This window comes from Corallococcus macrosporus DSM 14697 (assembly GCF_002305895.1).
Classification (GTDB): Bacteria; Myxococcota; Myxococcia; order Myxococcales; family Myxococcaceae; genus Myxococcus; species Myxococcus macrosporus.
Genome location: NZ_CP022203.1, coordinates 1414735 through 1439094 on the forward strand (window position 1 = coordinate 1414735; position 24360 = coordinate 1439094).

Here is a 24360-nt window from a genome sequence, read left to right on the forward strand (position 1 = left end):
GCATGCTCGTCATCATCCCGGTGTTCCTCTACTCCCTGTTCCTCTTCGACCTGCTGCGCCACATGCTGGACGCGCAGGAGACGTCACTCACCACGGCCTGGGACTACACGGTCCTGGACTACGAGAAGGAACCCGAGAGCGTCGCGACGGAGGACGGCGGCACGACGACCGAGGCCTTCTCCGGCTTCGAGATGGCGCAGGCCTATTCACGGTACATGTACTGCGACCACGAGTCGGGGCTCGACAGCTACGGTCCGGGCAAGGGGCCCGAATGCCAGGATGATGAGTCCCACCACACCGACGTCGTCGCTCACGCGTGTTGGCTCAATGTGGGCGGACAGCAGGTGTACTGCTCCCTGGACGCGGATGACGTGGGCGCGTACGACGACCCCCTTCACCAGTCCTATCGGAGCACCTTCGGACGTGGCGGCCTCATCCGTTGCTCCGCGCGCCTGGGCGTCCAGAACTACCTCCTGCCGGAGCAGTTCCTGCCGGAGTTCTCCCGGGTGAGGCTGGCCAAGGAGAAGCAGGAGCGCGCCAACGGCGTCCACAACAACGCGACCGGGAAGTTTTCAGACGGCGGCACCCAGGCGGGGAAAGGTGAGGACGTGTACCTGCTCCCCGAGGAGAAGATCGCCATCCTCACCGACACCTGGGCGCTCACGGAGCACGCCGACGTGCGCCCGGGGACCGCGGGTGGGCGCGGGATGCACGAGCGCGTCACCCAGCTCTACCAGAACCCGGACAACAGCGGCTTCACCGACATGTCGAGCGCGTCCGAGCGGCTGGTGAGCCAGGCCATCAGTTCCGGCCTCCTCAACCCGGGGCTTCGGCTCGAACCCCAGAGCTACAAGACGCCGGGAGACGACCCTCGCAACCCCAGCCTCGCCATCAAGCCAGACCAGTCCGGTGATGGCGCCGTGGAGGAGGTCGAACAGCAGGGCGGCCGCCAGGGCTACTTCAGCAACGAATGGCAGGATTGGGAGAACAACAACAACCAACGCAGCTACGAGGCGCGTGGCAACTGGTACCTGGGCTGCGCGAGGGCGGAGTCGTGTTGATGCCCGATGCCGCCTCGCGGCCCGTCGTCCGGATTCCCGCGCTGCTCTTCTCCGTGGCGGTGGTGGGTGGCCTCATCGGCTTCTCCTGGGAGCACGCCGTGTACCGGGGCAGCGACAGCCACCAGGAATGGAGCCCACCGGAGCTGGACACGGACGTGGAGGTGTCCTCGCGCGCCTGGGTTCGCACGCCCGCGGAGGAGGCCATCCTCCAGCGGGCGCTGGTGCACTTCCCGCCATACCCCAACGCCACCCGCCCCGAGGCGCTGGCCGCGGACTACCTGGGGCCCGGAGCGCCCATGGCGGTGGCGTGGTTCTCCACCCCGGACACGCCCGCGCGGGTCCTGGAGCACTACACGCAGGCGCTGCTCGCCAAGGGGCTGCCGGTGCTGCACCAGCGCCAGGGAGAGAAGGGGGGCTACGTGGGCTACTGGAGCCCCGCCACGGAGGAGGTGCGGCTGGTGTCCACGCTGGCGCAAGGCGGGGAGACGCTGGTGTTCGTCTCCTCCGGCCAGGTGGGCGCCATGCTGCAGCGCGCGGCGGCGGTGCCTGACTGGGTCCCCGTGCCCGGGGAGCTCGCGGAGGCTCGCACCGTGAACTTCAACCTGGAGGGCGCCTCGCATCACGTGGTGGCGGGCCAGCTCACGGCGTCCTCACCCACCGAGGCGGCGCGGCGCTACGGCGACCTCTTCCGCGAGCGCGGCTGGTCCGTGGGGCCCTCCGTGCCGGTGGCGCCGGACGGCGTCGCGTTCGAGGTGCTGAAGGAGTCGGCGAGCGGCCGCGCGGTGCTGCGCGGCCATTCGCCGGGCCCAGGCGTCGAGGTCCAACTCACGTTGCTACGCCGGAGTGTCGCCCCATGAGGAAGTCCCTGCGTCCGTCGCGGTCCGCCCGTGGCCAGTCCATGGTGGAGTACGCCATCGTCACCGCGTCCCTGCTGGTCTTCTCCGTGGGCGGCTGGCCCTTCCTGGTGGCGCTGCTGAACGCCCTCCACCGCTACTTCAACTCCATCTACTACGTCATCCAGGCCCCCATCTGAGGCGCGGGGGCCCGGGCGCCCGCGCTACGGCGTCACCGTGGTGACGAACTGCGCCTTGCCACCGGAGACCTTGAGCACCACGGCCTCCTTCACCGCGTCGCGGTTGGCGTCCAGGGTGATTCTGCCCGCCACGCCGGGGAAGTCCCTGGTCGCGGCGATGGCGTCGCGCAGCGAGGGGCCGCTCAGGTCCGGCGCGCGCTTCATGGCGTCAATCGTCACCCGCGCCGCGTCGTACGCCAGCGCGGCCACGCTGTCCGGCACGCTGCCGTAGGTGGCCTTGTAGCGGGCCAGGAACTTCTGGAGCACCGGGTCCGGGTTGTCCGGCGAGTAGTGGTTGGAGAAGTAGCTGCCCTCCAGCGCGGAGCCGCCCAGCTCGTACAGCTTGTCGGAGTCCCAGCCGTCGCCGCCGAGCAGCGGCACCTTGAGGCCAATCTCCCGCGCCTGCCGCGCGATGATGCCCACGTCCGTGTAGTAGCCGGGCACGAAGACGGCGTCCGGCTTCAGCCGCTTGATGGACGTGAGCTGCGCGCGGAAGTCCGTGTCACCCTTGGAGTAGCTCTCGTCGCCCGGCACCTCGCCGCCGAAGGCCTTGAACTTCTCCGTGAACACGTCCGCCAGCCCCATGGAGAAGGCGCTCTTGTTGTCGCGCAGCACCGCCACGCGGGACAGCTTCAGGTTCTCCCGCGCGAACTTCGCCATCACCAGGCCCTGGAAGGGGTCGATGAAGCAGACGCGGAAGATGTAGTCGCCCTTCTGGGTGACCTCCGGCGCGGTGGAGGTCGGCGTCACCATGGGCACCTGGCCCGCCTGCGCCTTCTCCGCCATGGCCATGGACACCGACGAGGCCGCCTCGCCGAGAATCGCCACCACCTTGTCCTGCGTGATGAGCCGCGTCACCGCCTGGGCGCCTTCCTCCGGCCGGCCCTGGCTGTCGTACACGCGCACCTGGAGCTTCTTTCCCTTCACGCCGCCGGCCTCGTTGGCCTCGTTCAGCGCCAGCTCGATGCCGTTGCGCGCGGAGACGCCGAAGGTCGCCTCGCTGCCCGTGAGGCTGCCGACCTCCCCCAGCAGAATCGTGTCCGAGTCCACCGGCGCGGCGGCGGTCCCGGTCGCCTGCCCCTCGGGCGAGGGCGCGGCGGGCGCGGGCGCGGTCTTCTTCTCGCAGGCCACCACGGCCAGGGCCAGGGTCGCGAGCAACATCAGGGGACGACGCATCAGCAAGATTCCTCCGGGGGGACGGTGGCGTCACCCTATCCCTCTCCCCCCCGCCCTCCAACCAGCGGCGCTTCAGGGAGGGATTCAAATTGCAATGTGGACTGAAAAGGTCCTGATTACGTAAGAGGTCCCCTGGGGCCCGAGTCTGTCGGCGCCTGGAACGCAGAGAGGAGACACCCGCACCCATGCTCCGGATGAGCAAGATGACCGACTACGGCATCGTGCTGATGACCGAGCTGGCTCGCGCGGAGGGTGACACGCGCACCACCCGTGAGCTGGCGGCGCGCACGCGCGTGCCACTTCCCTCGGCCAGCAAGGTGCTCAAGGGCCTGCTTCAGGCGGCGCTCGTGGTGTCCCACCGCGGCGCCAACGGCGGCTACGGCCTGGCACGGCCGGCCGGCGAGCTGTCGCTGGCCGAACTGGTCGCCGCGCTCGAAGGGCCGGTCGCCCTCACCGAGTGTGGCGTCCACCCCACCGGCGGTGCGCCCTGCGAGCTGGAGTCCGTCTGCCAGGTGCGGGGCCACTGGCGCCTCATCAACAGCGCCATCCAGGAGGCCTTGGGGCGCCTGACGCTGGCGGACCTCATCGCCCCCGCCCCCCGCGTGCCCGAGCGCCTCGTGGGCCTGGGGACACCCGCTCGCCCGGCGCCTTCCCCAGCCGCCGGCCACCCCGCTTCCGCATCCGCGACAGGAGTCCGCTCATGAGCACCGAAACCCTCCAGGAACTGACGCGCCGCCCCTATGCCGCGGGCTTCGTCACCCAGGTGGAGTCGGACACGTTTCCCCCCGGGTTGGATGAAGACGTCATCCGCGCGCTCTCCGCGAAGAAGGGCGAGCCGGAGTTCCTCCTCGACTGGCGCCTCAAGGCCTTCCGCCACTGGAAGACGATGACGGAGCCCACGTGGCAGGCCGTCACCTACAAGCCCATCGACTACCAGGCCATCAGCTACTACTCGGCGCCGAAGCAGAAGCCGGTGAAGGCCAGCCTGGACGAGGTGGACCCGGAGATTCTGCGCACCTACGAGAAGCTCGGCATCCCGCTGCACGAGCAGAAGCTGCTGCAGAACGTCGCGGTGGACGCCGTCTTCGACTCGGTGTCCGTGGCCACCACGTTCAAGGACAAGCTGGCCAAGGCGGGCGTCATCTTCTGCTCGTTCTCGGAAGCCGTGCGCGAGCACCCGGAGCTGGTGAAGAAGTACCTGGGCTCGGTGGTGCCGTACTCGGACAACTACTTCGCCGCGCTCAACTCCGCCGTCTTCAGCGACGGCTCGTTCGTCTTCATCCCCAAGGGCGTGCGCTGCCCCATGGAGCTGTCCACGTACTTCCGCATCAACGCGGCGGAGACGGGCCAGTTCGAGCGCACGCTCATCGTCGCGGAGGAGGGCTCCCACGTGAGCTACCTGGAGGGCTGCACCGCCCCCATGCGCGACACCAACCAGCTCCACGCCGCGGTGGTGGAGCTGGTGGCGCTGGACAACGCCACCATCAAGTACTCCACGGTGCAGAACTGGTACCCGGGCGACGCGGAGGGGCGCGGCGGCATCTACAACTTCGTCACCAAGCGCGGCGTCGCGCACCGGGCGGCGAAGATTTCGTGGACGCAGGTGGAGACGGGCTCGGCCATTACGTGGAAGTACCCGAGCGTCATCCTCAAGGGGGATGACTCGGTGGGCGAGTTCTACTCGGTGGCGCTCACCAACAACCTGCAGCAGGCGGACACGGGCACGAAGATGGTGCACATCGGGAAGAACTCCCGCAGCACCATCGTGTCCAAGGGCATCTCCGCCGGCCGCGGGCAGAACACGTACCGCGGGCTGGTGAAGGTGCTGAAGAGCGCCCAGAACGCGCGCAACTACACGCAGTGCGATTCGCTGCTGCTCGGTGACAAGTGCGGCGCCCACACGGTGCCGTACATCGAGGTGAAGAACGCGTCGGCGCAGGTGGAGCACGAGGCGTCCACGTCGAAGATTGGCGAGGACCAGCTCTTCTACTGCCGGCAGCGGGGCATCTCGCAGGAGGACGCGGTGTCGATGATCGTCAACGGCTTCTGCCGCCAGGTGTTCAAGGAGCTCCCGATGGAGTTCGCGGTGGAGGCGCAGAAGCTGCTCGGAGTGAGCCTGGAAGGGAGCGTGGGGTAGGCATGGCGCTATTGACTGTTCGCAACCTGCACGCCCGCGTGGCGGGCAAGGACATCCTCAAGGGCATCGACCTGGAGGTCGCCCCCGGTGAGGTCCACGCCATCATGGGGCCCAACGGCTCCGGGAAGAGCACGCTGGCCAGCGTGCTGGCGGGCCGTGACGGCTACGAGGTGACGCAGGGCGAGGTGCGCTTCGACGGCAAGCCGCTGCTGGAGCTGTCGCCGGAGGACCGCGCCGCCGCCGGCGTGTTCCTCGCCTTCCAGTACCCGGTGGAGATTCCGGGCGTGGGCAACATCCACTTCCTGCGCACCGCGCTCAACGCGCAGCGCCGCGCCAAGGGGCTGGAGGAGCTGGACGCCATGGACTTCCTCCAGCTCGCCAAGGAGAAGTCGAAGCTGGTGCAGCTCGACGCGGCCTTCATGAACCGCTCGGTGAACGAGGGCTTCTCCGGCGGCGAGAAGAAGCGCAACGAAATCTTCCAGATGGCGGTGCTGGAGCCGCGCCTGGCCATCCTCGACGAGACGGACTCCGGCCTGGACATCGACGCGCTGCGCACGGTGGCGGGCGGCGTCAACGCGCTGCGCTCGCCCGAGCGCGGCATGGTGCTGATTACGCACTACCAGCGGCTGCTGGACTCCATCGTCCCGGACAAGGTCCACGTCATGGCGGCGGGCCGCATCGTCCGCTCCGGCGGGCGCGAGCTGGCGCTGGAGCTGGAGGAGAAGGGCTACGGCTGGCTGGGGCTGGACGGTGGCAAGGCCAAGGCCCCGGCGGCGGAGGCCCGGCGATGACGGCGGCCCTGGCGCACTACCTGGACGTGGCCACGCGCTTCCAGGCGGCGCCCGAGCAGGCGTCCGCGCCGCGGTGGCTCAAGCGCCTGCGCGCCGACGCCCTGGCCCACTTCGAGCGGCAGGGGCTGCCCACGACGCGTGACGAGGCCTGGAAGTACTCCCGGCTGGGCGCCATCGCGGACGGAACGTTCATTCCAGCGGCGCGCGACGCCCGGGACGCCGCCCACCTGTCCTCAGTGGTGGAGCGGCTGGGCCTGCCGGGCCCCCGGCTGGTGTTCGTGGACGGGCGGCTGGCGCCGGAGCTGTCGTCCGTGGCGGGCCTGCCGCGCGGGCTGACGCTGAAGCCGCTGCGGGACGCGGTGCGCGAGGACGGCGAGCTGCTGGAGTCGCTGCTGGGACAGCGCGCCTTGTCGAACGAGCACGCCTTCACCGCGCTCAACGCGGCGCTGCTGGAGGAGGGCGCGCTGCTGCGCCTGGCGCCGGGCGCGCTGAGCGAGGTGCCCGTGCAGTTGCTGTTCCTCACGCGCGGCGATGGGCCGGTGCTGGCCAGCCCGCGCATTCTGGTGGTGGCGGGGGAGAGCAGCGAGGCGACGCTGGTGGAGACCTATGCCAGCGCGGGCCCCGCGGGCTCGGCGGCGACGTTCACCAACGCGGTGACGGAGGTGACGCTGGGCGACAACGCCAGCCTCCACCACTACAAGCTCCAGGTGGAGGCGGACGCGGCGCTGCACCTGGGCGCCCTGCACGCGCGGCAGGGGCGGGACAGCCGCTTCGCGTCGCACGCCTTCGCCTTCGGCGGGGCCATGGCGCGCAACGAGGTCCACGCGGCCTTCGCGGGCGAGGGCGGCGACGCGACGCTGAACGGCCTCTACGTGGGGCAGGGCGCGCAGCACCTGGACAACCGCACGGCGCTGGACCACGCGGTGCCGCGCTGCACCAGCCGCGAGCTGTACAAGGGCGTGCTGGATGGCCAGTCACGCGGCACCTTCCACGGGCTCATCCGGGTGCGGCCGGACGCGCAGCGCACGGACTCGCGGCAGCAGAACCGCAACCTGCTGCTGTCGGAGTCGGCGCAGGCGGACGCGCGGCCGCAGCTTGAAATCTTCGCGGATGACGTGAAGTGCGCGCACGGCGCGGCGGTGGGGCGGCTGGACGCGCAGGCGCTGTTCTACCTGCGCTCGCGCGGCGTGCCCCAGGCGGAGGCGGAGCGGCTGCTCACCTACGCCTTCGCCCGCGAGGTGGTGGAGGCGGTGCCCGTGGGCCCCGTGCGCGCGAACATCGAAGCGCTCCTGGCCCTGAAGCTGCCGGGCGCGGCACAGCGCGAGGTGAAGGCATGAGCGGCTTCGACGTGAAGAAGGTCCGCGAGGACTTCCCCATCCTCCACCAGGAGGTGCGGGGCCGGCCGCTGGTGTACCTGGACAGCGCCGCCACGGCGCAGAAGCCGCGGGCCGTCATCGACGCGCTGGTGCGCTTCTACCAGCACGACAACGCCAACGTGCACCGCGGCGTGCACGTGCTCTCCGAGCGCGCCACGGAGGCCTACGAGGGCGCGCGCGAGACGGTGCGCCGCTTCATCAACGCGGGGGACGTGAAGGAAATCGTCTTCGTGCGAGGCACCACCGAGGCCATCAACCTGGTGGCGCAGACGTACGGGCGCAAGCACATCGGCGCCGGGGACGAGGTGCTCATCACCCAGATGGAGCACCACGCCAACATCGTCCCCTGGCGGATGCTGTGCGAGCAGACGGGCGCGGTGCTCAAGGTCATCCCCGTGGATGACCGGGGCGAGCTGGTGCTGGACGCGGTGGACGCGCTGCTGACGGAGCGCACGCGCATCCTCGCGGTGACGCACGTGTCCAACGCGCTGGGCACCGTGGTGCCGGTGAAGGAGCTCACCCGGCGGGCCCACGCGAAGGGCATCCCCGTGCTGGTGGACGGCGCGCAAGCGGTGACGCACTTCCCCGTGGACGTGCAGGACCTGGGCTGCGACTTCTACGCCTTCAGCGGGCACAAGATGTTCGGGCCCACGGGCATCGGCGTGTTGTACGGCCGCAAGGAGCTGCTGGAGGCGATGCCGCCGTACCAGGGCGGCGGCGACATGATCCTCTCCGTGACGATGGAGAAGGTGACGTACAACCGGGTGCCGTACCGCTTCGAGGCGGGCACGCCCAACCTGGAGGGCGCGGTGGGGCTGGCGGCGGCCATCCGCTACCTGGAAGCGCTGGGGATGGCGAACGTCGCCGCGCACGACCGGGAGCTGCTGGCCTACGCCACGCAGGCGCTGGAGTCGGTGCCGGGGCTGCGCCTGGTGGGCACCGCGCGCGAGAAGACGGGCGTGCTGTCCTTCATGCTGGCGGATGTCCACCCGCACGACGTGGGCACCATCCTGGACCGCGAGGGCATCTGCATCCGCACCGGCCACCACTGCGCGCAGCCGGTGATGCAGCACTTCAAGGTGCCGGCCACGTCGCGGGCGTCGCTGGCGCTCTACAACACGCGCGAGGACGTGGACGCGCTCGTCCGCGGCCTGCACAAGGTCCTGGAGGTGTTCCAGTGAGCTCGGATGACTTGAGGGACCTCTATCAAGAGGTCGTGCTGGAGCACTCCAAGCGGCCGCGCAACTACCGCGTGGTGGACGGCGCCACCGCGGAGGCCGCGGGGCACAACCCGCTGTGCGGTGACCAGTTGGTGGTGACGCTGAAGGTGGAGGACGGCGTCATCAAGGACGTGGGCTTCCAGGGCCAGGGCTGCGCCATCTCCAAGGCGTCCGCGTCGTTGATGACGGGGGCGGTGAAGGACCGGACGCGGTCGGAGGCGGAGGCGCTCTTCGAGCAGGTCCACAAGCTGGTGACGGAAGGTCCGGAGTCGGTGGACGTGGACGCGCTGGGCAAGCTGGCGGTGTTGTCCGGCGTCAGCGAGTTCCCCGCGCGGGTGAAGTGCGCCAGCCTGGCGTGGCACACGCTGCGCGCGGCATTGGAGGGACGCGGCGAGGCCGTGTCCACGGAGTAGGGGTGGAGGGCCACATGCGAGGAATGATGGCGGTGCTGGAGCGCGACGTGTCAGCGACAATCATCCCCAGCGGAGACCGGGTGGTGTTGCCCGCGGGCTCCGAGCTGCGGGTGACGCAGACGCTCGGCGGCAACATCACGGTGCAGGACCCCTACGGCCAGCTCTTCCGCGTCGACGAGAAGGACGGCGGCGCGCTGGGCGAGGAGTACGCGCCCAAGGAGAAGCCCGCGGGCGACCCCAGCGAGTTCAACGAGGAGCAGGTCTGGGAGCAGCTCCGCACGGTGTACGACCCGGAGATTCCGGTGAACATCGTCGAGCTGGGCCTGGTGTACGCGTGCAAGGCGGAGCCGCTGCCGGAGGGCGGGCAGCGGGTGGACATCCAGATGACGCTCACCGCGCCCGGCTGCGGCATGGGGCCGGTGCTGGTGGAGGACGTGCGCACCAAGGTGGGCTCGGTGCCCGGCGTGGCGGAGACGCGCGTGGAGCTGGTGTGGGACCCGCCTTGGGGGCAGGAGCGCATGTCGGACGTGGCGCGGCTCCAGCTCGGGTGGATGTAGCCACGGTGCACGGGCCCTCGGCGCGAGGCGTCGCCAAGGGCCCGCGACGTCTCAGCGCAGGGCCAGCCGCCGCGCGCCCAGTCCGAGCGCCGCGGTGGCCAGCGTCCCCGCGAGCAGCCTGGGCCACAGGGCGGGCGCTTCGTGGCGCACGGGGACCAACGGCGCTCGCGCGGAGACCTCCGGCATCTTCTCCGCGAAGAGCTCCACCATGCCCTTGATGAAGGCGAACATCTGACGCGGGCCAGGGCTGGACACCCAGTTGCCATCTCGCATCACCGGCTCGTCCACCCACCGGCCGCCCGCGTTGCGCACGTCGTCGCGGATGCCCGGCCACGAGGCCACCGCCCGCCCCTCCACGAGGCCCGCCGAAATCAGGACCCACGGCCCGTGACAGATGACGGCCATGGGCAGGTCCAGCGCGTCCGCGTCCCGGACGAAGTCCAGCGCGAGCGCGCTTTGCCGCAGGAGGTCCGGGTTCACGAAGCCTCCCGGGATGAAGACCGCGTCGAAGTCCGCCGCCTTCACCTCGCGCAGGGACGCGTCCACGCTCACCTTCTTGCCCGGGACGAGCAGGTTCATCCCGCGGATGCGGCCCTTGTGCGGTGAGACAATCGTCACCTCCGCGCCCTGGCGCTCCAGCTTCTTCACCGGCGCCGTCAGCTCCACCTGCTCGAAGCCATCCGCCGCGAGCACGGCCACCCGCAACCCTCTCAGCTTCTTCATCGCGCGCACCTCGCTGTGTCTGAACGGTTTGTCGCCTCGACACTGTGCATTCCCGGGTGGCGAGCGCAGGTCCGGGGAGGCGGGCAGGGGAGCCCTGGCCGTCACCCTCCGCGAGTGCACACTCCCAGGGCCCCGCGTTGTGCCTCCCTGGAGGGCGTGCTAGCGACAGGGCCGTCTGGAGGTCCACTTCATGTCCGTCGCTCCCGTTCCCCTCCGCCGTGCTCTCGTCGTGGGTGCCGTGATGCTGCTCTCTCCCATGGGCTGCGCCAGTTCCGGGGTTGCTCGCACCGACAGCGGGCAGCCGACCCCTCCCGACGCGCCCGCCCCCGCCCCGAAGTGGGGGCTGGTCATCCACGGCGGCGCGGGTGTCATCTCCCGGGAGAACCTCTCCCCGGAGCGCGAGGCCGAGGTCCGCGCCGCGCTGACGCAGTCCCTCCAGGCGGGGCACGCGGTGCTGGCCAGCGGCGGCTCCGCGCTGGACGCGGTGAGCGCCGCGGTCCGCATCCTGGAGGACTCGCCGTACTTCAACGCCGGCAAGGGCGCCGTCTTCACGCACGACGGCGTCAACGAGCTGGACGCCGCCATCATGGACGGCAAGACGCGCCAGGCGGGCGCCGTGGCGGGCGTGCGGCACGTGAAGAGCCCCATCTCGCTGGCGCGGCTCGTCATGGAGCAGTCGCCGCACGTGATGATGGTGGGGGAGGGCGCCGAGGCCTTCGCGAAGTCGCAGGGCGTGGAGCTGGTGGACCCGAAGTACTTCTACACGGAGGACCGCTGGCAGGGCCTCCAGCGCGCGCTGGAGAAGGAGCGCGCGCGGCAGCAGCCGTCCTCCTCGATTCCCGCGGGGTATGACCCGGTGAGCGGGGACCACAAGTTCGGCACCGTGGGCGCGGTGGCCCTGGACAAGACGGGCGCGCTCGCCGCGGCCACGTCCACGGGCGGCATGACGAACAAGCGCCATGGCCGCGTGGGGGACTCGCCCATCATCGGCGCGGGCACCTATGCGGACGCGCGCTGCGCCGTGTCCGCCACCGGCCATGGCGAGTTCTTCATCCGCTACGCCGTGGCGCACGACATCTGCGCCCGCGTGGAGTACCTGGGCGTGCCGCTGCGGCAGGCCGCCGACGCCGTCATCAACGACGTGCTGGTGAAGGTGGGCGGCGAGGGTGGCATCATCGCCATGGACCGCGAGGGCAACGTGGCCATGCCCTTCAACTCCGCGGGCATGTACCGCGGCACCATTGGCGAGGACGGCGAGCCCGTCGTGGCCATCTTCCGGGACGCGGCGGACGCGGCCGTGAAGTAGCAAGGTCTCCGCCGCGCGGCATCACCAACGGGGCGGCGTTGATGGCGGAGGTGGGCGCGCTCGGGGTGGGGCCGCCACCCTGAGCGCGTCCTGAGACGTCAGTCCCGGCCACCGCGGCGTCCACCGTCACCGCGGCGGTGCCCGCCGGGCGAGGCGCCGTGCCGTCCGCCGTGCCTGCCGGGCGAGGCGCGGTGGTAGTTGCCCCGGCCCCCCCAGCGGTTGTCGTTGCCACGGTAGTGGTGGCGCACCGGGCTGGGGCCGCGACGGTAGCCGCTGCCGTAGTGGTAGACGTGGTGGCGCACCGCCGGGTACCGCCGCCAGGAGTGCATGAAGTAGTGCGGGTGACGGCGCGCCACGGTGACGTGCGCGTGGCGGTAGACGGGCACGGTGATTCGCACCGAGCCCCGGGTCGCCCAGCCGCCGGCGGAGAAGTACCAGGACGGCCCGCGGCGCACCCAGCGCGACGACACGTAGACGAGCCCGGGACGCGGCGGCGCGGCCCACATGCCATCCACCCACACGTAGTTGGCGCCAGCCCAGTACCAGTAGCCGGGCGTCCAGACATAGGAGGGCGCCGGCGGCGGCGGGGCGTGCTCGACGCGGAGCGGCGGCGGCGCCTGCTGCGTGGACAGCTCCTCGCTCGTCACGGCGATGGGAATCTCCACCATCGCGGAGTCATGCCGGGCCCAGCCTCCGGACACCCATCGCCACATCCGGCCGTCCGGCTCCCAGTAGCCGTTGATGAACCGGTAGCCGTCCATGGGCGCCAGCCAGGTGCCGGCGTTGAAGCGCCACTCGTTGCCGTCCCAGTACCAGTGGCCAGACGCCCAGACGGCGCCCGCGAAGGGCCGGGCCGAGGGGTTCTCGGTGGGGAGCTGGGGCGGGGCGTAGGGCGCCACGGGCGCCGTGTCCTCGTCCTGGAACTCCGTGTCGTCGTAGGCGTACTCGGAATATCCCGGCTCTGACGCGGGGACCGGCGCGGTCTGCGCGTGAACCATGGGCGCCGCAAGCAAGGTCACCAGACAAGCCCACCATCGAGGAGTCATCGCGTCATCTCCGTGGGTTACCAGACAGATTCTGCCACCGGCCCCCCTGGAAGTCCGTCGTGCGGGGCCGGTGTGGAAGAAAGACGCGGTGCCCTCCGGCTTTATTCACCCCTCCCGCTAGGGCTTCACCAGCACCAGCTCCCGCGTCTGGATGAGGTCCACGTCTCCGGTGAAGCCGGAGAACAGCTCGTACTGGTTGGGCTGGACGCGGTTGCGCGGCAGGCGCAGCGACTCGGTGACGCTGAGCGTCGCGCCGTCCTGCTTCTCCGTCCGGGTGAAGCGGCCGAAGGCGTTCTCCGCCTGGAGCGAGGCCTGCGGGTCGGCGAGTTTCCAGCCCTTGGGCATGGTGAGCGTCACCTGGGTGCGGCTGGCCTCGGTGGTGTCGATGTAGAGCGGCGTGCGGCGCGTGCTGAGCTGCACGAAGCGCCGGCCGAGCTGCGCGGGGAAGGTGAAGGGCCCCAGCGCCATCCGCTGGCCTCCCTCGAGCCGCCCGAAGCGCGGCACGGTGAACTCGTAGCGCAGCACGAAGGGCGCGCCCACCTGCTCCTGGTGCTCCAGCTTCACGCTCGACAGCGAGGCGCCCCCGAAGTACCGCGCCACCGCGCCCTGCAGCGCCTGGTTGCGGCTCTCCGCCGAGAGCTGGTTGAAGGCCTCGGCGATCTGCGCCGCCTCGAAGCCGGAGTACGTCTCCTCGCCCTGGCCGCTGAGCGTGCCGTCCTCGGAGAGCTTGAGCGCCAGCTTGACCTCCTTGCCGGGGACCTCCTTCATGGGCGGCGTCTGCACCTTCTGCAGCGGGCGGCCGGGCTCGGGCAGCAGCCACGCCTCCCGCCCGCCCATGGCCAGCTCCGGCAGCTCGCCGAAGGGGCCGTAGCGCACGGAGGTGTCCACCCAGACGGGCTCCTCGCCGGGCAGCTCCACGCGCAGCGCCGCGTAGGGCAGCAGCGCGTCCTGGGGGAAGGTGTAGGGCGCCGGGTCCGTGTTGAAGGTCCGCACCGCCACCACGCGCGAGGGGATGCCCAGCGCGTCCAGGCCGGCCTTCATCACCGTCAGCCGGCTGCCCCGGTCCTGGGCCACCGTGGAGGCCGCCGTCTGGCTCAGGCTCGCGTCCCGGCCAGAGAAGCGCTGCATCACCGCGGCGTGCAGCGCCTTCACCGCGTCCAGGCCCGACTTGCCCTCCGCCGCCTTGCGCGCGAAGGCGTCCACCTCCGCGGTGCGGATCCACCGGTCCTGGAAGGCGTCGCCGTAGAGCTTCACCAGGTTCTCATTGCCCGTGTCACCCGCGCCCACGATGACGAAGGGCAGGTACTCGTTGGCGGAGGGCGGCGCGTCCGGCTCGGGGATGAACGGCGGCACGCGGCGCGTCTCGAAGTGGAACACCTCCACGTCGCCGTCCACCTTGGGCTCCGGCACCTTCATCCCGTGGGCGTCCACCTTCATGCCCACGCCCCTGGGCGCCACCACCGTGTACGTCACCCAGGCGTTGGGCTGGTTGGCAATCTGGAAGTAGAAGGCGGACGCGGTGAAGCCCGGCTGCGCGGGGCCGCGCGGGGGCTCCGCCAGCAGGTACTCCACCTCCACGTAGTCCCCCACGGCCACGCCGGGCAGGCTCACCGTGTCCTTGCCCTCGATGTTCTCCGGCTCCAGCACCCGGCCGTCCGCCTTGATGGTGCGCAGCGCCAGCACCTGCGCGCCGCGCGGCACGTTCACCTCGGCGATCTCCTGCACGCCGGACTGCTCCAGCGCCTTCTGCACCGTGTGGATGCGGTTGACGATGCTGCCGTCGGGGTAGACGCGCACCGCCGCCGCGTCCAGCACGAAGGCCGCCGCGCTGCCGCCGCTGACGGGCTCCGCCTCGTAGGCGCGGATGGCCTCGCGGCCGTCCACCGCGTGCGCCTGCAGCAGCTCCTGGCCCGTCTTCGCGCGCTCCACCGCGCGGCGCAGCGTCAGGTCATCTCCGGCCAGGGCCAGCGCCCGCTCGCGCAGCTCGAGCGCCTCGGCCGGCTGGCCCGCGTACTCGCGCACGTCCGCCATGCGCTTCACCAGCTCCGCGTTGCGCGGCCACACGGTGGCCAGCTTCTGGAGTACCGCGGTGGCGTCGTCGAAGCGGCGCTTGGACACGTAGAGGTTGGCCAGCGTGGTGCCCAGGCTGATGCTGCTGGGGTCGCGGGCCTGCATCTCGGCGTACAGCTTCGTCGCCGTCTCCACGTCGCCGCGGGCGCGCGCGTGCTCGGCCTGACGCATCACCGTCCCCGGGCAGCCCGCCAGGGACGCCACCAGCGTGTCGCTGCGCTCCGCCGCGTCACGGCGGCGGGCCAGGCTGTACTGGAGCGTCAGCGCCTCGCACAGGCCGGGCTGCGCCTCCAGCGCCGCGGCGAGCGACTCCTCCGCCAGGGCCTCCACCTCCAGCGCCAGCGCGGCGCGGGCGCGCAGCATGAACACCGGGTGGCCAGCGGGCCGCGCCACCTCGGACGCCGTCTTCAGCAGCTCCATGGCGGGGGCGGGCTGGCCCTCGTCGAGGAAGAGGTCCGCGCGCAGCAGCATCGCCGCCACGTTGTCCGGGTCCTTGGCCAGCACGGACTCCAAATCACGCGTGGCCCGGCCGCGCGCCACCTTGGAGGGCACGGTGCGGTCCGCGGCGGCGACCTCCGCCCGCAGCCACAGCAGGGCCGGGGTGTTGGCGTCCACCGTGGCCATCAGCCGCCGCGCGCCGTCCGAGTCCCGCTGCAGGCCGTCCCGCACCGCCAGCACCACGGCCAGCAGCTCGCCGGCCTCCTCGTGCAGGGCCAGCTTCACGCTCTCCGTGGTGGCGAACACGCCGGGCGTCTCGTCGGAGAGCTCGGCCTTGCCGCCCCAGGGCCTCGGCGCCGGCCCGGTGGCCGCGCTGAAGCGCACGCCGGACGGCCGCCCGTCCACGCGCAGCAGGGCGAAGGTGAGCAGGCCGGAGGTGCCCCCCTTGAGCTGACGCACGACGAAGCGGTGCTTGCCCGCGGGGAGCTGCACGGCGCGCGTGGTGACGGTGGAGGTGGCGCGCTCCCAGGCGCGGCGCTCCAGCAGCGGAGCCCCGTCCATCAGCACCTGGTGCGAGGTGCCGCTGACGGTGCGCGCGACGTAGAGGCCCGGCTCCGTCACGTCCGCGTCGAAGGCCTGAACGTAGAGGTCACCCTGGCCGGGCTCGCCCGTCAGGTCCATGCGTCCGTCGGGGGCGTGCACCGTGCGCACCGGCAGGGGGCCGAAGGCGCTGGTGAAGGGGCCCGCCAGCGAACCCTCCTGGCTCACGGGCGTGCGCTCATCCCAGGACAGCACGTGGAAGGGGGAGAAGGGCCCCACCAGCGAGGACTCGCTCACGCCGCCCAACTGGTGCATCGCCGCGTCGCGGGCCTCCGCGTCGCCGCGCACCACGGCCACCGACATCCGCGCGCCGCGCAGCAGGTAGGCGGCCTCGCCCGTCGCGCCCGCCGCCAGCGCGCGCTCCACGCCGCGGAGGATGTCGTCGTCCAGCGCCCGTGACGTGCCCACCGAATCCAGGACGTGGCGCGCCGCCACGGCCGCCAGCGGGTGCGTGGGCGCGCGCGCCGCCAGCTCCAGGGACGCGGCCAGGGCGCGGTCGGGGCGGCCCGCGCGCCGCGCCATCAACGACTGGCCGGCCAGCGCGTAGACGTCTCCCGCGTCACGGGCGAGGGCGTCATCGAAGCGCTGCTGCGCCAGCGTGGCGTCTCCCGCGACGAGCAGCGCGTGGAAGCCCGCGAACGCGAGCGTGCGGGCCTGCGGGGTGCCCTGCTGCGCCTGCTCCGCGGCGGTTTCGAGGACGCGCGGTGTCGCCGTGGACGTGGAGCGGTGGCAGCCCGCGAGGGCCGTGACGAGTGCGAGCGCGGCGAAGCCGATTCGAATGGTGCGCATAGGAGGGGCCAGGGATAGTGCAATCCCAGGGCCCTGGCCATATTCCCCTGCGCTGGAACGTCCGGGACGCGTGTTGCCGGACGCTCTACCGCCGCCGGGTGGGGCCCTTCGAGGAGCCCTTGGCGGGCTGCCGCTTCGGGGGCGGCGGAGGCGGCCGCCTGGCGGGCACCGCCTTGGCCGGCACCGCGGCGACCACGGCCTTCGCCGCCGGCTCCGGCTCGGGCGGCGCGCGCCGCACGGTGTAGACGAGCCCCTCCGCGCGGCAGGTGCCCTCGATGCAGCCGAAGGCGGGCACCGGCGCGTCGCCGAAGTGCTCCATCCAGCCCGGGCCCAGGTTGAGGGGCTCGCCAATGGCCCGCTGGTCCTTGCCCTTGCCGACGTAGCCCTGCATGACGCCGTCCGCGTCCACCCGCAGCTCCAGCGCGGCCTCTCCCTCCGGCGACGCCAGGCCCAGCATGGTGCCGCGGCGCTCGCCCAGGGCCCACTCGAGCCGCAGCGGCGCGCCCGCGCCGTCATGGATGAGGGCCACGTAGCGGCCCGTGCTGCCCTGCAGCAGCAGCGCGGCGGCGGGGGCCTGCAGCGCCGGCCCGTAGAGCATGACGTAGGCGCGGCGCTTCCAGGTGTCCGGCGGCGGGTCCGCGCGCACGAGGGCCTTGAGCACCGCGATGTCCCCGTCCAGCCCCACCACGTCCAGGCGGGCGCGGCCCACGCGCGACTGCGAGCGCTCCTCCACGGGCGGGAAGATGATGGCCTTGTCCTCCGCCTCCACCGGGCGCCCGGCGACCAGGAGCGACGGCGCGTCCGGCCCGTCACCCACGGACACCGTGCGCTTCTCCGAGCCCGTCTCCAGGCGGCCCGGCATGGAGCGGGGCGAGGGCGGGCCCAGGTCCGCGTTCAGGGCGGCGCCGGGCTGCGGCGCCACGGGCTTCTCCCCGCTGCGCAGCCACTCCCGGCCCAGCACGGCCAGCGCCGCCAGCACCAGGAGGACGGCCGCGGCCTGCAGCGCCACGCGCACCACCTTGCGCACGCCCTGCCGCAGCCGCTGGATGTGCGTCAGCTTCACCGGCGCCAGCGACGGCAGGCTGCCCGGGACGAGCAGCTCCAGGTCCGCGATGAGCGTGGTGACGGACGGGTAGCGGTCCTCCGGGTCCGGCTTGAGGCAGCGCGTGACGATGGCGTCCAGCCGCGGGTCCAGGCCCGGCTTGCGCCGCGACGGCGGGTCGAAGGTGCCCAGCGGCACCTCGCCGGTGAGCCACTCGTAGAGGATGACGCCCAGCGAGAAGATGTCCGCGCGCGCGTCCGCGCTCTTCGCGTCCACGCGCTGCTCGGGCGCCATGTACGACAGCGTGCCCATGGACACGTGCGTGGACGTGAGCGCGTAGCGCGAGGACGGGCTGGCATCATCCAGGAAGGACGCCAGCCCGAAGTCCGACACCTTGGCGATGCCGCCGGCCTGCTGGTCCAGCAGGATGTTCTCCGGCTTCAGGTCGCGGTGGATGACGCCGCGGCCGTGCGCGTACTCGATGGCGCGGCAGATCTGCAGCATGCGCCGCAGCGCGCCCATGACGTCGAGCTGCGGCTCGCGAATCAGCTCCCGCAGCGACGGGCCGTCCACGAACTCCATCACCAGGTAGTACGTGGTGTCCGTCTTCCCCTTGTCGACGATGGAGACGATGTGGGGATGGCTCAGGGCCGCGAGCGCCGCGGCTTCCTTCTGGAAGCGCGCGATGAAGGAGGGGTCCTTCGCCAACTCGGGGTTGAGGAGCTTCACCGCCACCGTGCGGCCCAGGGAGAGCTGGGTGGCCTTGTGGACCTCGCCCATGCCTCCGCTGCCGACGAGTTTGTCGATGTGGTAGCCGCTGATGATGTCCGGAGAGCGCGGACGGCTGATCGCGGTGGGGTCGATTGAGGACATGGCGGTGAGCGAAGGGGCGGCCAGGGTAGCAGAAACCCGGCGCTGGAAAGGTCCGCTCGTGCACGGGTCGGCCTTGCCCCCCGGCAAGCCGTCAGCCGTGCCACCCGCCAGGGGCTCAGAGCCCGGAGACCGGGGTGCGGCTGCTCACCGCCTGGCGCAGGCTGTTGCGGACCTGGTCCAGGGAGGAGCGCATCTGCCCATGTCGGACGGACGCCGCCACCGCGCGGGCCAGGGACTTGAGCAGCGTCACCTCCTCCGGCTTCCAGGCGCGGGGCCGGTGGCAGTCCTCGAAGGCCACCATGCCCCACCACTGCTGCCGGGAGGGGTTGATGGGGCACAGCAGGATGGACTGCGTCCCCTGGCGCTCCAGCAGGTCCTTCATCATCGGAGGCGCGTCCCGGGTGGGGCACGCCACCACCATTCCCGCCTCCAGCATGTCCACCCAGCCCGGCGCGAACTCGCGGAAGGAGAAGGCCCGCATCACCGGGTTGGCCAGCGGCGACGGCGTGGGCGCCTCCGCCCAGGCGTGGCGCATGTCCGTGATGAACCGGCCGTAGGTGCCCTGGACGCGGTTCTCCAGGATGTACGCGCGGTCCACGCCCAGCGCGTGGCCCACCATGCGCAGCGTCTCCACGCCGGTGCTCGGGCACAGGCCCTTCTCCAGCAGCAGCTTCGAGGCTTCCGACACCTTCGTGAAGGCTTCGATCATTGGCGCGCTCGTTCGAGTTCCGTCCCTGTCTGGGACAGTCAGTGATTCACTGAAGTCGTATTAAGCGGGATTCTTCTGTTTCTGTCAAATCTCATGTTCACTGGACGGATTGACGGCGCCGTGAAAGTCATGACCCGGATGGGTTTTCTCGGACCTCGAAAGTGAATTCGAGAGAGCGTCTCAGAAATCGAGGCGAAGCGGGTTTTAATGGACCCACAAAGACAACGGGGGTACCTCCCTTGGAAGAGGTCCCCCCGTGCACGACTTTAAAAGCCGGAAGTCCTGTTTACTGGGCGCCGGTGGCGGTGGTCTTGGCGGCCTTCTTCGCGGGCTTCTTGGCCTTCTTCGCGGGCTTGGCCTCGGGGGCGGCCTCGGCCTTCGCCTCTTCGGCGGCGGGCGCCTCGGCGGCCTCGGGGGCCGCTTCGACGGCGGCGGGCCTGGCTTCGGCGGCGGGCGCCGGCGTGTTGGCGAACGCGGTGGCGGCGGCGAGGAAGGCGGCGGCGAACACGGTCTTCATGAAAAGCTCCGGTGTCGAGCGACGGCGCGAGATTGCGCCGTCCCAGCGAGCAGGGGCTTGAGCAGGCGGCGTGCCAGGGCCGCTGTCAGAGGGAGGGCAGGCGGCGCACACGGATGTCCGTGGGGAGAAACTCCGCAGTTGGAGCTCCGACAATGGGGGCAAGCTCCCCAGACAAGCAGTTGCTGCTTTGACGATGACGGAGCACTTGAGCAAGCTGCACGCGTCATCCGGTTGCACGGTGTCGGCCCGGCGCCTTCGCCGCGCATGTCGCGCGGTCATGGTGTGGGAGAGATGGTTCATGCGGTTCCTCTGTTTCGCGACAGCGTTGGCCGTCCTGGGAGCGGGTTGCGCGACGGGAGTCCCGCTCGAGCGGCTGGAGGCCCAGGTGCTCGAGGCGGACCGGTGGCGTCGCGAGTACGAGGCGGAGCGTGAGCGTTCAGAGGCGTTCGCGCTGCGCCTGGCCCAGCTCGAGTCCGCGCTGGAGCGGCTGCGGTTGGAGCGCGCGGAGGCGGAGCAGGCGCGCGCGGCGCTGCTGGAGGAGCTGGTGCGCACCGAGGCGGACCGGCACGCGCTGGAGGAGCACAACACGCAGCTCCTCGCCCTGGAGCGCGAGGTCAACGAGCTGAAGGAGCTCAAGGAGATGCACGAGGAGCTGTCGGACGTCTGGTACGAGTCCGCGCTGGAGCGTGCACGCCGGCGGCTGAACAATCCGCCGCAGCCGGCTGTCCCCCCGGCGGCCGGGAACGTCGCCCCCACGTCGCCCTGACGTCCCACCGGACGCGCGGCGCCAGGCCTCGTGATAGAGGAACGGCGTGGCGAGCTCCCGCATCTCCATTCGCGGCTACCGGACCGGCTTCTTCTTCGTGGTGGTCCTCCTGTCGGCCGTCACCGCCTTCACCTTGTGGACGGAGGTCCGCACCGGACGGCAGGTGGATGTCCTGGTCCAGGAGGCGCTGGAGCGCGCCGGCTCCATTGGCCGCATCCGCGTGGACGCGCTGTCGCTGGAGTCCGCCATTGAGGCCCACATCCGCGCCACCGGCGACGCCGAGCGCCGCGCCGCGGACGCGGTGATGGAGCAGATTCTCGCCGACATCCGCGCCTCGTCGGAGTCGTACACGCGCAACCTCCCGCAGGGCGAGAAGGCGCTGTGGTACCGCTTCAACGCCGCGTGCCAGGGGCTGGCGGACCAGGTGCGCGCGGCGGCCGTCTTCTCCCAGCGCCGCGAGGCGGAGCGGGCCCGGCGCCACCTGGCCGAGCGCATCCGCCCGCTGGCGGCGGAGCTGGACGCGCTGGGCGGCGCGCTGGAGGAGGAGAACGCGGCCGAGGCCCGCCGGCTGGTGAACCGCTTCGAGGACCTGCGCGTGCGCAACACGGCCCTGGGCGCGGGCGCCACGCTGCTGGCCATCCTGCTGTCGTCGCTGGTGGGCTGGCGCGTCACCTCGCTGCTCAAGCGGCAGGAGGCCATCATCCAGGGCCAGTTGGAGGAGCTGGGGCGCCACAACCAGGAGCTGGACGCCTTCACGCGGCGCGTGGCGCACGACCTCATCTCCCCGCTGGCGCCGCTCAAGGGCTACCTGACGCTCATCCGCCGCACCGGCGCGGTGAACGACGCGGGCGCGCTGGAGATGCTGGCGCAGTGTGAGTCCAGCGCGGTGCGCATGGGCGAGCTCATCGAGGCGCTGCTGCGCTTCTGCCGCGCAGGCACGCGCGGGGAGCGCACGGTGGGTGAGCTGGACACGGCCGTCACCACGGTGCTGCTGGAGGTGGCGCAGACGGCGGCGGCGCAGGGCGTGGCGCTGGAGCGCGAGCTGGCGCCCGGCGTGGCGGTGGACTGCCCCGGACAGTTGTTGCAGGTGAGCGCGCGCAACCTGCTCACCAACGCGGTGAAGTATTCGGCGGGCCGGCCCGAAGCGCGCGTGAAGGTGCGCGTGGCCACCGAAGGCAACCTGGCGGTGTTGGAGGTGGTGGACAACGGCATCGGCATGGCGCCGGGCGCCCAGGCCTCGTTGTTCCAGCCCTTCTTCCGCGCGCCCGAGGTGCGCAACCTGCCGGGCCACGGGCTGGGGCTGGTCACCACCAAGCGCGTGGTGGAGGCGCACGGCGGCACGCTGGTGGTGCGCTCGGAGGAAGGAAAGGGAACGCACGTGGTGGTGCGTTTCCCCCGCGTGGTGCGCCCGGCGGCGGGCACCGGCGGCGCCCAGACAACGCCTGCCGCCGCCGGAATGCGCAAGGTCGGCACATGAGCTCAGCCCGCATCCTCGTCGTGGATGATGACCCGCAGGCCCGTGATTTGCTCCAGCGCCTGCTGGGCCCGCTGGGCGCGGTGACGCAGGCCCCGGACCCGCGCCGCGCCACCGAGCGCATCGCGGAGGGCGCCTTCGACCTGGTCCTCACGGACATGGCCATGCCGGAGCCGGGCGACGGCCTGAAGGTGCTCCACGAGGTGAAGGCGCAGCTCCCGGACACGCCGGTGGTGGTGGTGACGGCCTTCGGCAACATCGAGGGCGCGCTGGACAGCATCCAGCAGGGCGCCTTCGACTACCTGGCCAAGCCCTTCGACGTGGACGCGATTCTCCGCGTGGCGCGCCGCGCGCTGGAGCAGAAGCGGCTGGTGGAGGAGAACCGCTCGCTGCGCCAGCAGGTGGAGCGCGGCTCGCTGATGCTGGTGGGGCGCAGCCCGGCGCTGCTGGAGGTGTACAAGCAGGTGGCCCGCGCGGCGGCCAGCAACGTGCCGGTGCTGATTACGGGCGAGACGGGCACGGGCAAGGAGATGGTGGCGCGCGCGCTGCACAAGCGCTCGCCGCGCATGAACGGGCCCTTCATCCCCGTGGACTGCGGCGCGATTACGGAATCGCTGATGGAGAGCGAGCTGTTCGGCCACGCCAAGGGCAGCTTCACCGGCGCGTCCGGGACGCGGCGGGGCGTCTTCGAGGAGGCCAGCGGCGGCACGCTCTTCCTGGACGAGATTGGCGACGTCGGCATGAAGGTGCAGTCGCAGCTCTTGCGCGTGCTCCAGGAGGGCGAAATCCGCCGGGTGGGCGAGAGCATCCCCGTCAAGGTGGACGTGCGCGTGGTGGCGGCGACGAACAAGGACCTCAAGGCGCGGGTGGCGGAGGGCCTCTTCCGCGAGGACCTGCTGTACCGCCTGGACGTGGTGCACCTGCACCTGCCGCCGCTGCGCGAGCGCAGCGAGGACATCCCCGCGCTGGTGGAGCACTTCGCCGGGCGCCATGCCCGCGGCGGCGTGCGGCCGGTGGTGACGCCGGAGGCCAACGCGCGCCTGGCGGCCTATGACTGGCCGGGCAACGTGCGGCAGTTGGAGAACGTGGTGGCGCGGGCGCTGGCGCTCAACGTGACGGGCGTCCTGGGGCCCCAGGACTTCCCGGAGCCCATTGGGGACGCGTCCACCACGAAGATGGCGGGCCTGGCCGGCGACATGCCGAGCCTGGCCGAGCTGTCCCGGCGTTACGCCGCGCAGGTGCTCCAGCACGTGGGCGGCAACAAGAGCGAGGCGGCCCGGCTGCTCGACGTGGACCGCAAGACGCTCTACAAGCTGCTGGAGGCCGCGCCGGAGGGCGAGTCGTAGCCGGCGCGTCGGGCCTCAGCTCACGATGCCGAGCAGCTCCCGAATCTGCCGCAGCAGCTCGATTTCCGCCGCGTGCACGCTGCCGTCGCTGGCGATGAGCGCCTTCGCCTCCCGGACGACGGCGGCGGGGTTGGTGCGCAGGATGCCCATGTTCGGCGGGGGCAGCGGCGCGTTGTTCTGGAGACAGCGCGTCAGCGCAGCCAGCTCCGGCAGGGGCACGCTCATGCCGCGCGCGGTGTCCAGGATGTGCTCAATCTCGGAGTGCGCGACGCGGCCGTCGACCGTGGCGACCTGGAGCAGCAGCTTGAGGACTTCGACGTGGAATTGTTCTTCGGGGCTCATGTCCCGCTAGGCTGGCTTTTCCCGCGACGCCCGTCCACCTAATGACGGCGTGAGGGCGCGGCGGAGCACCGAGTGGCGGTGCTCGAAGAGGCGCCGGACGAACGCCTCCGTCAGCCAGCCGCCGAAGCGGGGCTCGAAGTCGAGCTGGTCGATGATGTCCACGCCCGCGTGCGCCTCGACGATGCGGCGCTCGTGCCGCCATTGACGCATCGCGCTCATGGGGGACTCCTCGACGAAGCGGCGCCCCGGCTCCAGCTCGCGCAGCGTCAAATCGGTCCATCCCACCGGGAGTACGCCGCCCAGCAGCAGCCTGCCGCGGAACAGGGGCATGCCTGGCTCGAAGGCCAGGTCCGCGATTCCCGTCACGCCCGGGGGCGCCGTCATCCGCAGGTACGGGTGCATCTCCGTGGAGATGCCCTTCATCGACGTCACCCACGCCCAGGCTTCGGCGGGGGTGACCTCGACGTACGACTCGAAGCGGAGCCTGCGGGTTGCCATGACGCCCCCGGTCCGCGT

Annotated in this window: 23 protein-coding genes; 14 read left to right on the top strand and 9 right to left on the bottom strand. The window is 71.4% G+C overall.

Features of this window, described 5'->3' with window-relative positions:
- Window positions 1-2: 2 nt before the first annotated feature.
- From MYMAC_RS05945 to MYMAC_RS05955, 3 genes are read left to right on the top strand one after another with little or no spacing between them, the layout of a single operon-like run.
- Window positions 3-1061, top strand: coding sequence for a hypothetical protein (locus MYMAC_RS05945; RefSeq protein WP_239989367.1), 1059 nt, complete (start codon window positions 3-5; stop codon window positions 1059-1061).
- The gene (locus tag MYMAC_RS05950) at window positions 1061-1918 is read left to right on the top strand and encodes a hypothetical protein (protein WP_095957377.1); all 858 of its coding nucleotides are present in this window, start codon (window positions 1061-1063) and stop codon (window positions 1916-1918) included. The genes MYMAC_RS05945 and MYMAC_RS05950 overlap by 1 nt, the downstream gene beginning before the upstream one ends.
- Window positions 1915-2094, top strand: a complete 180-nt coding sequence (locus tag MYMAC_RS05955) for a hypothetical protein (protein ID WP_013935668.1) — start codon at window positions 1915-1917, stop codon at window positions 2092-2094. Before MYMAC_RS05950 ends, MYMAC_RS05955 begins: the two co-directional genes overlap by 4 nt.
- Window positions 2095-2118: 24 nt before the next feature.
- Here MYMAC_RS05955 and MYMAC_RS05960 read toward each other — a convergent pair whose 3' ends face one another.
- On the bottom strand, window positions 2119-3309 hold the full coding sequence (locus MYMAC_RS05960; protein WP_013935667.1) for an ABC transporter substrate-binding protein: 1191 nt from the start codon (window positions 3307-3309) through the stop codon (window positions 2119-2121).
- Window positions 3310-3494: 185 nt separating this feature from the next.
- Here MYMAC_RS05960 and MYMAC_RS05965 point away from each other — a divergent pair, with 185 nt between their 5' ends.
- From MYMAC_RS05965 to sufT, 7 genes are read left to right on the top strand one after another with little or no spacing between them, the layout of a single operon-like run.
- A complete protein-coding gene (locus MYMAC_RS05965) occupies window positions 3495-4013 on the top strand; it encodes an SUF system Fe-S cluster assembly regulator (RefSeq protein ID WP_013935666.1) in 519 nt (172 codons plus the stop codon).
- Window positions 4010-5446, top strand: a complete 1437-nt coding sequence (gene sufB, locus MYMAC_RS05970; RefSeq protein WP_013935665.1) for a Fe-S cluster assembly protein SufB — start codon at window positions 4010-4012, stop codon at window positions 5444-5446. The genes MYMAC_RS05965 and sufB overlap by 4 nt, the downstream gene beginning before the upstream one ends.
- 2 nt (window positions 5447-5448) lie before the next feature.
- On the top strand, window positions 5449-6237 hold the full coding sequence (gene sufC, locus MYMAC_RS05975) for a Fe-S cluster assembly ATPase SufC (RefSeq protein ID WP_095957378.1): 789 nt from the start codon (window positions 5449-5451) through the stop codon (window positions 6235-6237).
- Window positions 6234-7574: a Fe-S cluster assembly protein SufD gene (gene sufD, locus MYMAC_RS05980; protein ID WP_095957379.1), complete on the top strand. Its 1341-nt coding sequence runs from the start codon at window positions 6234-6236 to the stop codon at window positions 7572-7574. The genes sufC and sufD overlap by 4 nt, the downstream gene beginning before the upstream one ends.
- Window positions 7571-8794: a cysteine desulfurase gene (locus MYMAC_RS05985; RefSeq protein ID WP_095957380.1), complete on the top strand. Its 1224-nt coding sequence runs from the start codon at window positions 7571-7573 to the stop codon at window positions 8792-8794. The genes sufD and MYMAC_RS05985 overlap by 4 nt, the downstream gene beginning before the upstream one ends.
- Window positions 8791-9246: a Fe-S cluster assembly sulfur transfer protein SufU gene (gene sufU, locus MYMAC_RS05990; RefSeq protein WP_095957381.1), complete on the top strand. Its 456-nt coding sequence runs from the start codon at window positions 8791-8793 to the stop codon at window positions 9244-9246. The genes MYMAC_RS05985 and sufU overlap by 4 nt, the downstream gene beginning before the upstream one ends.
- Before the next feature lie 14 nt (window positions 9247-9260).
- The gene (gene sufT, locus MYMAC_RS05995; protein ID WP_043712335.1) at window positions 9261-9803 is read left to right on the top strand and encodes a putative Fe-S cluster assembly protein SufT; all 543 of its coding nucleotides are present in this window, start codon (window positions 9261-9263) and stop codon (window positions 9801-9803) included.
- Between the two features lie 51 nt (window positions 9804-9854).
- Here the strand turns inward: sufT and MYMAC_RS06000 are convergent, their stop codons facing one another.
- Entirely contained in the window at window positions 9855-10526 is a 672-nt protein-coding gene (locus MYMAC_RS06000) for a type 1 glutamine amidotransferase domain-containing protein (RefSeq protein WP_013935659.1), read from the bottom strand.
- Window positions 10527-10716: 190 nt separating this feature from the next.
- On the opposite strand from MYMAC_RS06000, the gene MYMAC_RS06005 reads away from it, so the two are divergent.
- Window positions 10717-11832: an isoaspartyl peptidase/L-asparaginase family protein gene (locus MYMAC_RS06005; protein ID WP_095957382.1), complete on the top strand. Its 1116-nt coding sequence runs from the start codon at window positions 10717-10719 to the stop codon at window positions 11830-11832.
- Window positions 11833-11930: 98 nt separating this feature from the next.
- Here MYMAC_RS06005 and MYMAC_RS06010 read toward each other — a convergent pair whose 3' ends face one another.
- The 5 genes from MYMAC_RS06010 to MYMAC_RS06030 all read right to left on the bottom strand — a co-directional run bounded on the left by MYMAC_RS06010 (window position 11931) and on the right by MYMAC_RS06030 (window position 19916).
- Entirely contained in the window at window positions 11931-12878 is a 948-nt protein-coding gene (locus MYMAC_RS06010) for a YXWGXW repeat-containing protein (RefSeq protein ID WP_095957383.1), read from the bottom strand.
- A gap of 117 nt (window positions 12879-12995) precedes the next feature.
- Window positions 12996-16775 carry a tetratricopeptide repeat protein gene (locus tag MYMAC_RS06015; protein ID WP_095957384.1) on the bottom strand — a complete coding sequence of 1260 codons (3780 nt, stop codon included), beginning with the start codon at window positions 16773-16775 and terminating at the stop codon, window positions 12996-12998.
- 85 nt (window positions 16776-16860) lie between these two features.
- Entirely contained in the window at window positions 16861-18690 is a 1830-nt protein-coding gene (locus MYMAC_RS06020) for a serine/threonine-protein kinase (RefSeq protein ID WP_013935655.1), read from the bottom strand.
- A 115-nt stretch (window positions 18691-18805) separates the two neighbouring features.
- On the bottom strand, window positions 18806-19399 hold the full coding sequence (locus MYMAC_RS06025; RefSeq protein ID WP_013935654.1) for a GAF domain-containing protein: 594 nt from the start codon (window positions 19397-19399) through the stop codon (window positions 18806-18808).
- A gap of 286 nt (window positions 19400-19685) precedes the next feature.
- A complete protein-coding gene (locus MYMAC_RS06030; protein ID WP_095957385.1) occupies window positions 19686-19916 on the bottom strand; it encodes a hypothetical protein in 231 nt (76 codons plus the stop codon).
- Between the two features lie 298 nt (window positions 19917-20214).
- Here MYMAC_RS06030 and MYMAC_RS06035 point away from each other — a divergent pair, with 298 nt between their 5' ends.
- From MYMAC_RS06035 to MYMAC_RS06045, 3 genes are read left to right on the top strand one after another with little or no spacing between them, the layout of a single operon-like run.
- Window positions 20215-20682 carry a hypothetical protein gene (locus tag MYMAC_RS06035; protein ID WP_095957386.1) on the top strand — a complete coding sequence of 156 codons (468 nt, stop codon included), beginning with the start codon at window positions 20215-20217 and terminating at the stop codon, window positions 20680-20682.
- Between the two features lie 46 nt (window positions 20683-20728).
- Window positions 20729-22159: a sensor histidine kinase gene (locus tag MYMAC_RS06040; protein ID WP_095957387.1), complete on the top strand. Its 1431-nt coding sequence runs from the start codon at window positions 20729-20731 to the stop codon at window positions 22157-22159.
- Window positions 22156-23502, top strand: a complete 1347-nt coding sequence (locus MYMAC_RS06045) for a sigma-54-dependent transcriptional regulator (RefSeq protein WP_013935650.1) — start codon at window positions 22156-22158, stop codon at window positions 23500-23502. The genes MYMAC_RS06040 and MYMAC_RS06045 overlap by 4 nt, the downstream gene beginning before the upstream one ends.
- A gap of 15 nt (window positions 23503-23517) precedes the next feature.
- Here the strand turns inward: MYMAC_RS06045 and MYMAC_RS06050 are convergent, their stop codons facing one another.
- Both MYMAC_RS06050 and MYMAC_RS06055 read right to left on the bottom strand, forming a co-directional pair.
- Window positions 23518-23844, bottom strand: a complete 327-nt coding sequence (locus MYMAC_RS06050; RefSeq protein ID WP_013935649.1) for a TerB family tellurite resistance protein — start codon at window positions 23842-23844, stop codon at window positions 23518-23520.
- Window positions 23845-23850: 6 nt separating this feature from the next.
- The gene (locus MYMAC_RS06055) at window positions 23851-24342 is read right to left on the bottom strand and encodes an SRPBCC family protein (protein WP_204817415.1); all 492 of its coding nucleotides are present in this window, start codon (window positions 24340-24342) and stop codon (window positions 23851-23853) included.
- Window positions 24343-24360: the final 18 nt, after the last annotated feature.

Excerpts from the sequence above, each read along its gene's own strand:
- MYMAC_RS05945 (WP_239989367.1), top strand. The coding sequence starts at position 3 with ATGCTCGTCATCATCCCGGTGTTCCTCTACTCCCTGTTCCTCTTCGAC.
- MYMAC_RS05950 (WP_095957377.1), top strand. The coding sequence starts at position 1,061 with ATGCCCGATGCCGCCTCGCGGCCCGTCGTCCGGATTCCCGCGCTGCTC.
- MYMAC_RS05955 (WP_013935668.1), top strand. The coding sequence starts at position 1,915 with ATGAGGAAGTCCCTGCGTCCGTCGCGGTCCGCCCGTGGCCAGTCCATG.
- MYMAC_RS05960 (WP_013935667.1), bottom strand. The coding sequence starts at position 3,309 with ATGCGTCGTCCCCTGATGTTGCTCGCGACCCTGGCCCTGGCCGTGGTG.
- MYMAC_RS05965 (WP_013935666.1), top strand. The coding sequence starts at position 3,495 with ATGCTCCGGATGAGCAAGATGACCGACTACGGCATCGTGCTGATGACC.
- sufB (WP_013935665.1), top strand. The coding sequence starts at position 4,010 with ATGAGCACCGAAACCCTCCAGGAACTGACGCGCCGCCCCTATGCCGCG.
- sufC (WP_095957378.1), top strand. The coding sequence starts at position 5,449 with ATGGCGCTATTGACTGTTCGCAACCTGCACGCCCGCGTGGCGGGCAAG.
- sufD (WP_095957379.1), top strand. The coding sequence starts at position 6,234 with ATGACGGCGGCCCTGGCGCACTACCTGGACGTGGCCACGCGCTTCCAG.
- MYMAC_RS05985 (WP_095957380.1), top strand. The coding sequence starts at position 7,571 with ATGAGCGGCTTCGACGTGAAGAAGGTCCGCGAGGACTTCCCCATCCTC.
- sufT (WP_043712335.1), top strand. The coding sequence starts at position 9,261 with ATGCGAGGAATGATGGCGGTGCTGGAGCGCGACGTGTCAGCGACAATC.
- MYMAC_RS06000 (WP_013935659.1), bottom strand. The coding sequence starts at position 10,526 with ATGAAGAAGCTGAGAGGGTTGCGGGTGGCCGTGCTCGCGGCGGATGGC.
- MYMAC_RS06005 (WP_095957382.1), top strand. The coding sequence starts at position 10,717 with ATGTCCGTCGCTCCCGTTCCCCTCCGCCGTGCTCTCGTCGTGGGTGCC.
- MYMAC_RS06010 (WP_095957383.1), bottom strand. The coding sequence starts at position 12,878 with ATGACTCCTCGATGGTGGGCTTGTCTGGTGACCTTGCTTGCGGCGCCC.
- MYMAC_RS06015 (WP_095957384.1), bottom strand. The coding sequence starts at position 16,775 with ATGCGCACCATTCGAATCGGCTTCGCCGCGCTCGCACTCGTCACGGCC.
- MYMAC_RS06020 (WP_013935655.1), bottom strand. The coding sequence starts at position 18,690 with ATGTCCTCAATCGACCCCACCGCGATCAGCCGTCCGCGCTCTCCGGAC.
- MYMAC_RS06025 (WP_013935654.1), bottom strand. The coding sequence starts at position 19,399 with ATGATCGAAGCCTTCACGAAGGTGTCGGAAGCCTCGAAGCTGCTGCTG.
- MYMAC_RS06030 (WP_095957385.1), bottom strand. The coding sequence starts at position 19,916 with ATGAAGACCGTGTTCGCCGCCGCCTTCCTCGCCGCCGCCACCGCGTTC.
- MYMAC_RS06035 (WP_095957386.1), top strand. The coding sequence starts at position 20,215 with ATGCGGTTCCTCTGTTTCGCGACAGCGTTGGCCGTCCTGGGAGCGGGT.
- MYMAC_RS06045 (WP_013935650.1), top strand. The coding sequence starts at position 22,156 with ATGAGCTCAGCCCGCATCCTCGTCGTGGATGATGACCCGCAGGCCCGT.
- MYMAC_RS06050 (WP_013935649.1), bottom strand. The coding sequence starts at position 23,844 with ATGAGCCCCGAAGAACAATTCCACGTCGAAGTCCTCAAGCTGCTGCTC.
- MYMAC_RS06055 (WP_204817415.1), bottom strand. The coding sequence starts at position 24,342 with ATGGCAACCCGCAGGCTCCGCTTCGAGTCGTACGTCGAGGTCACCCCC.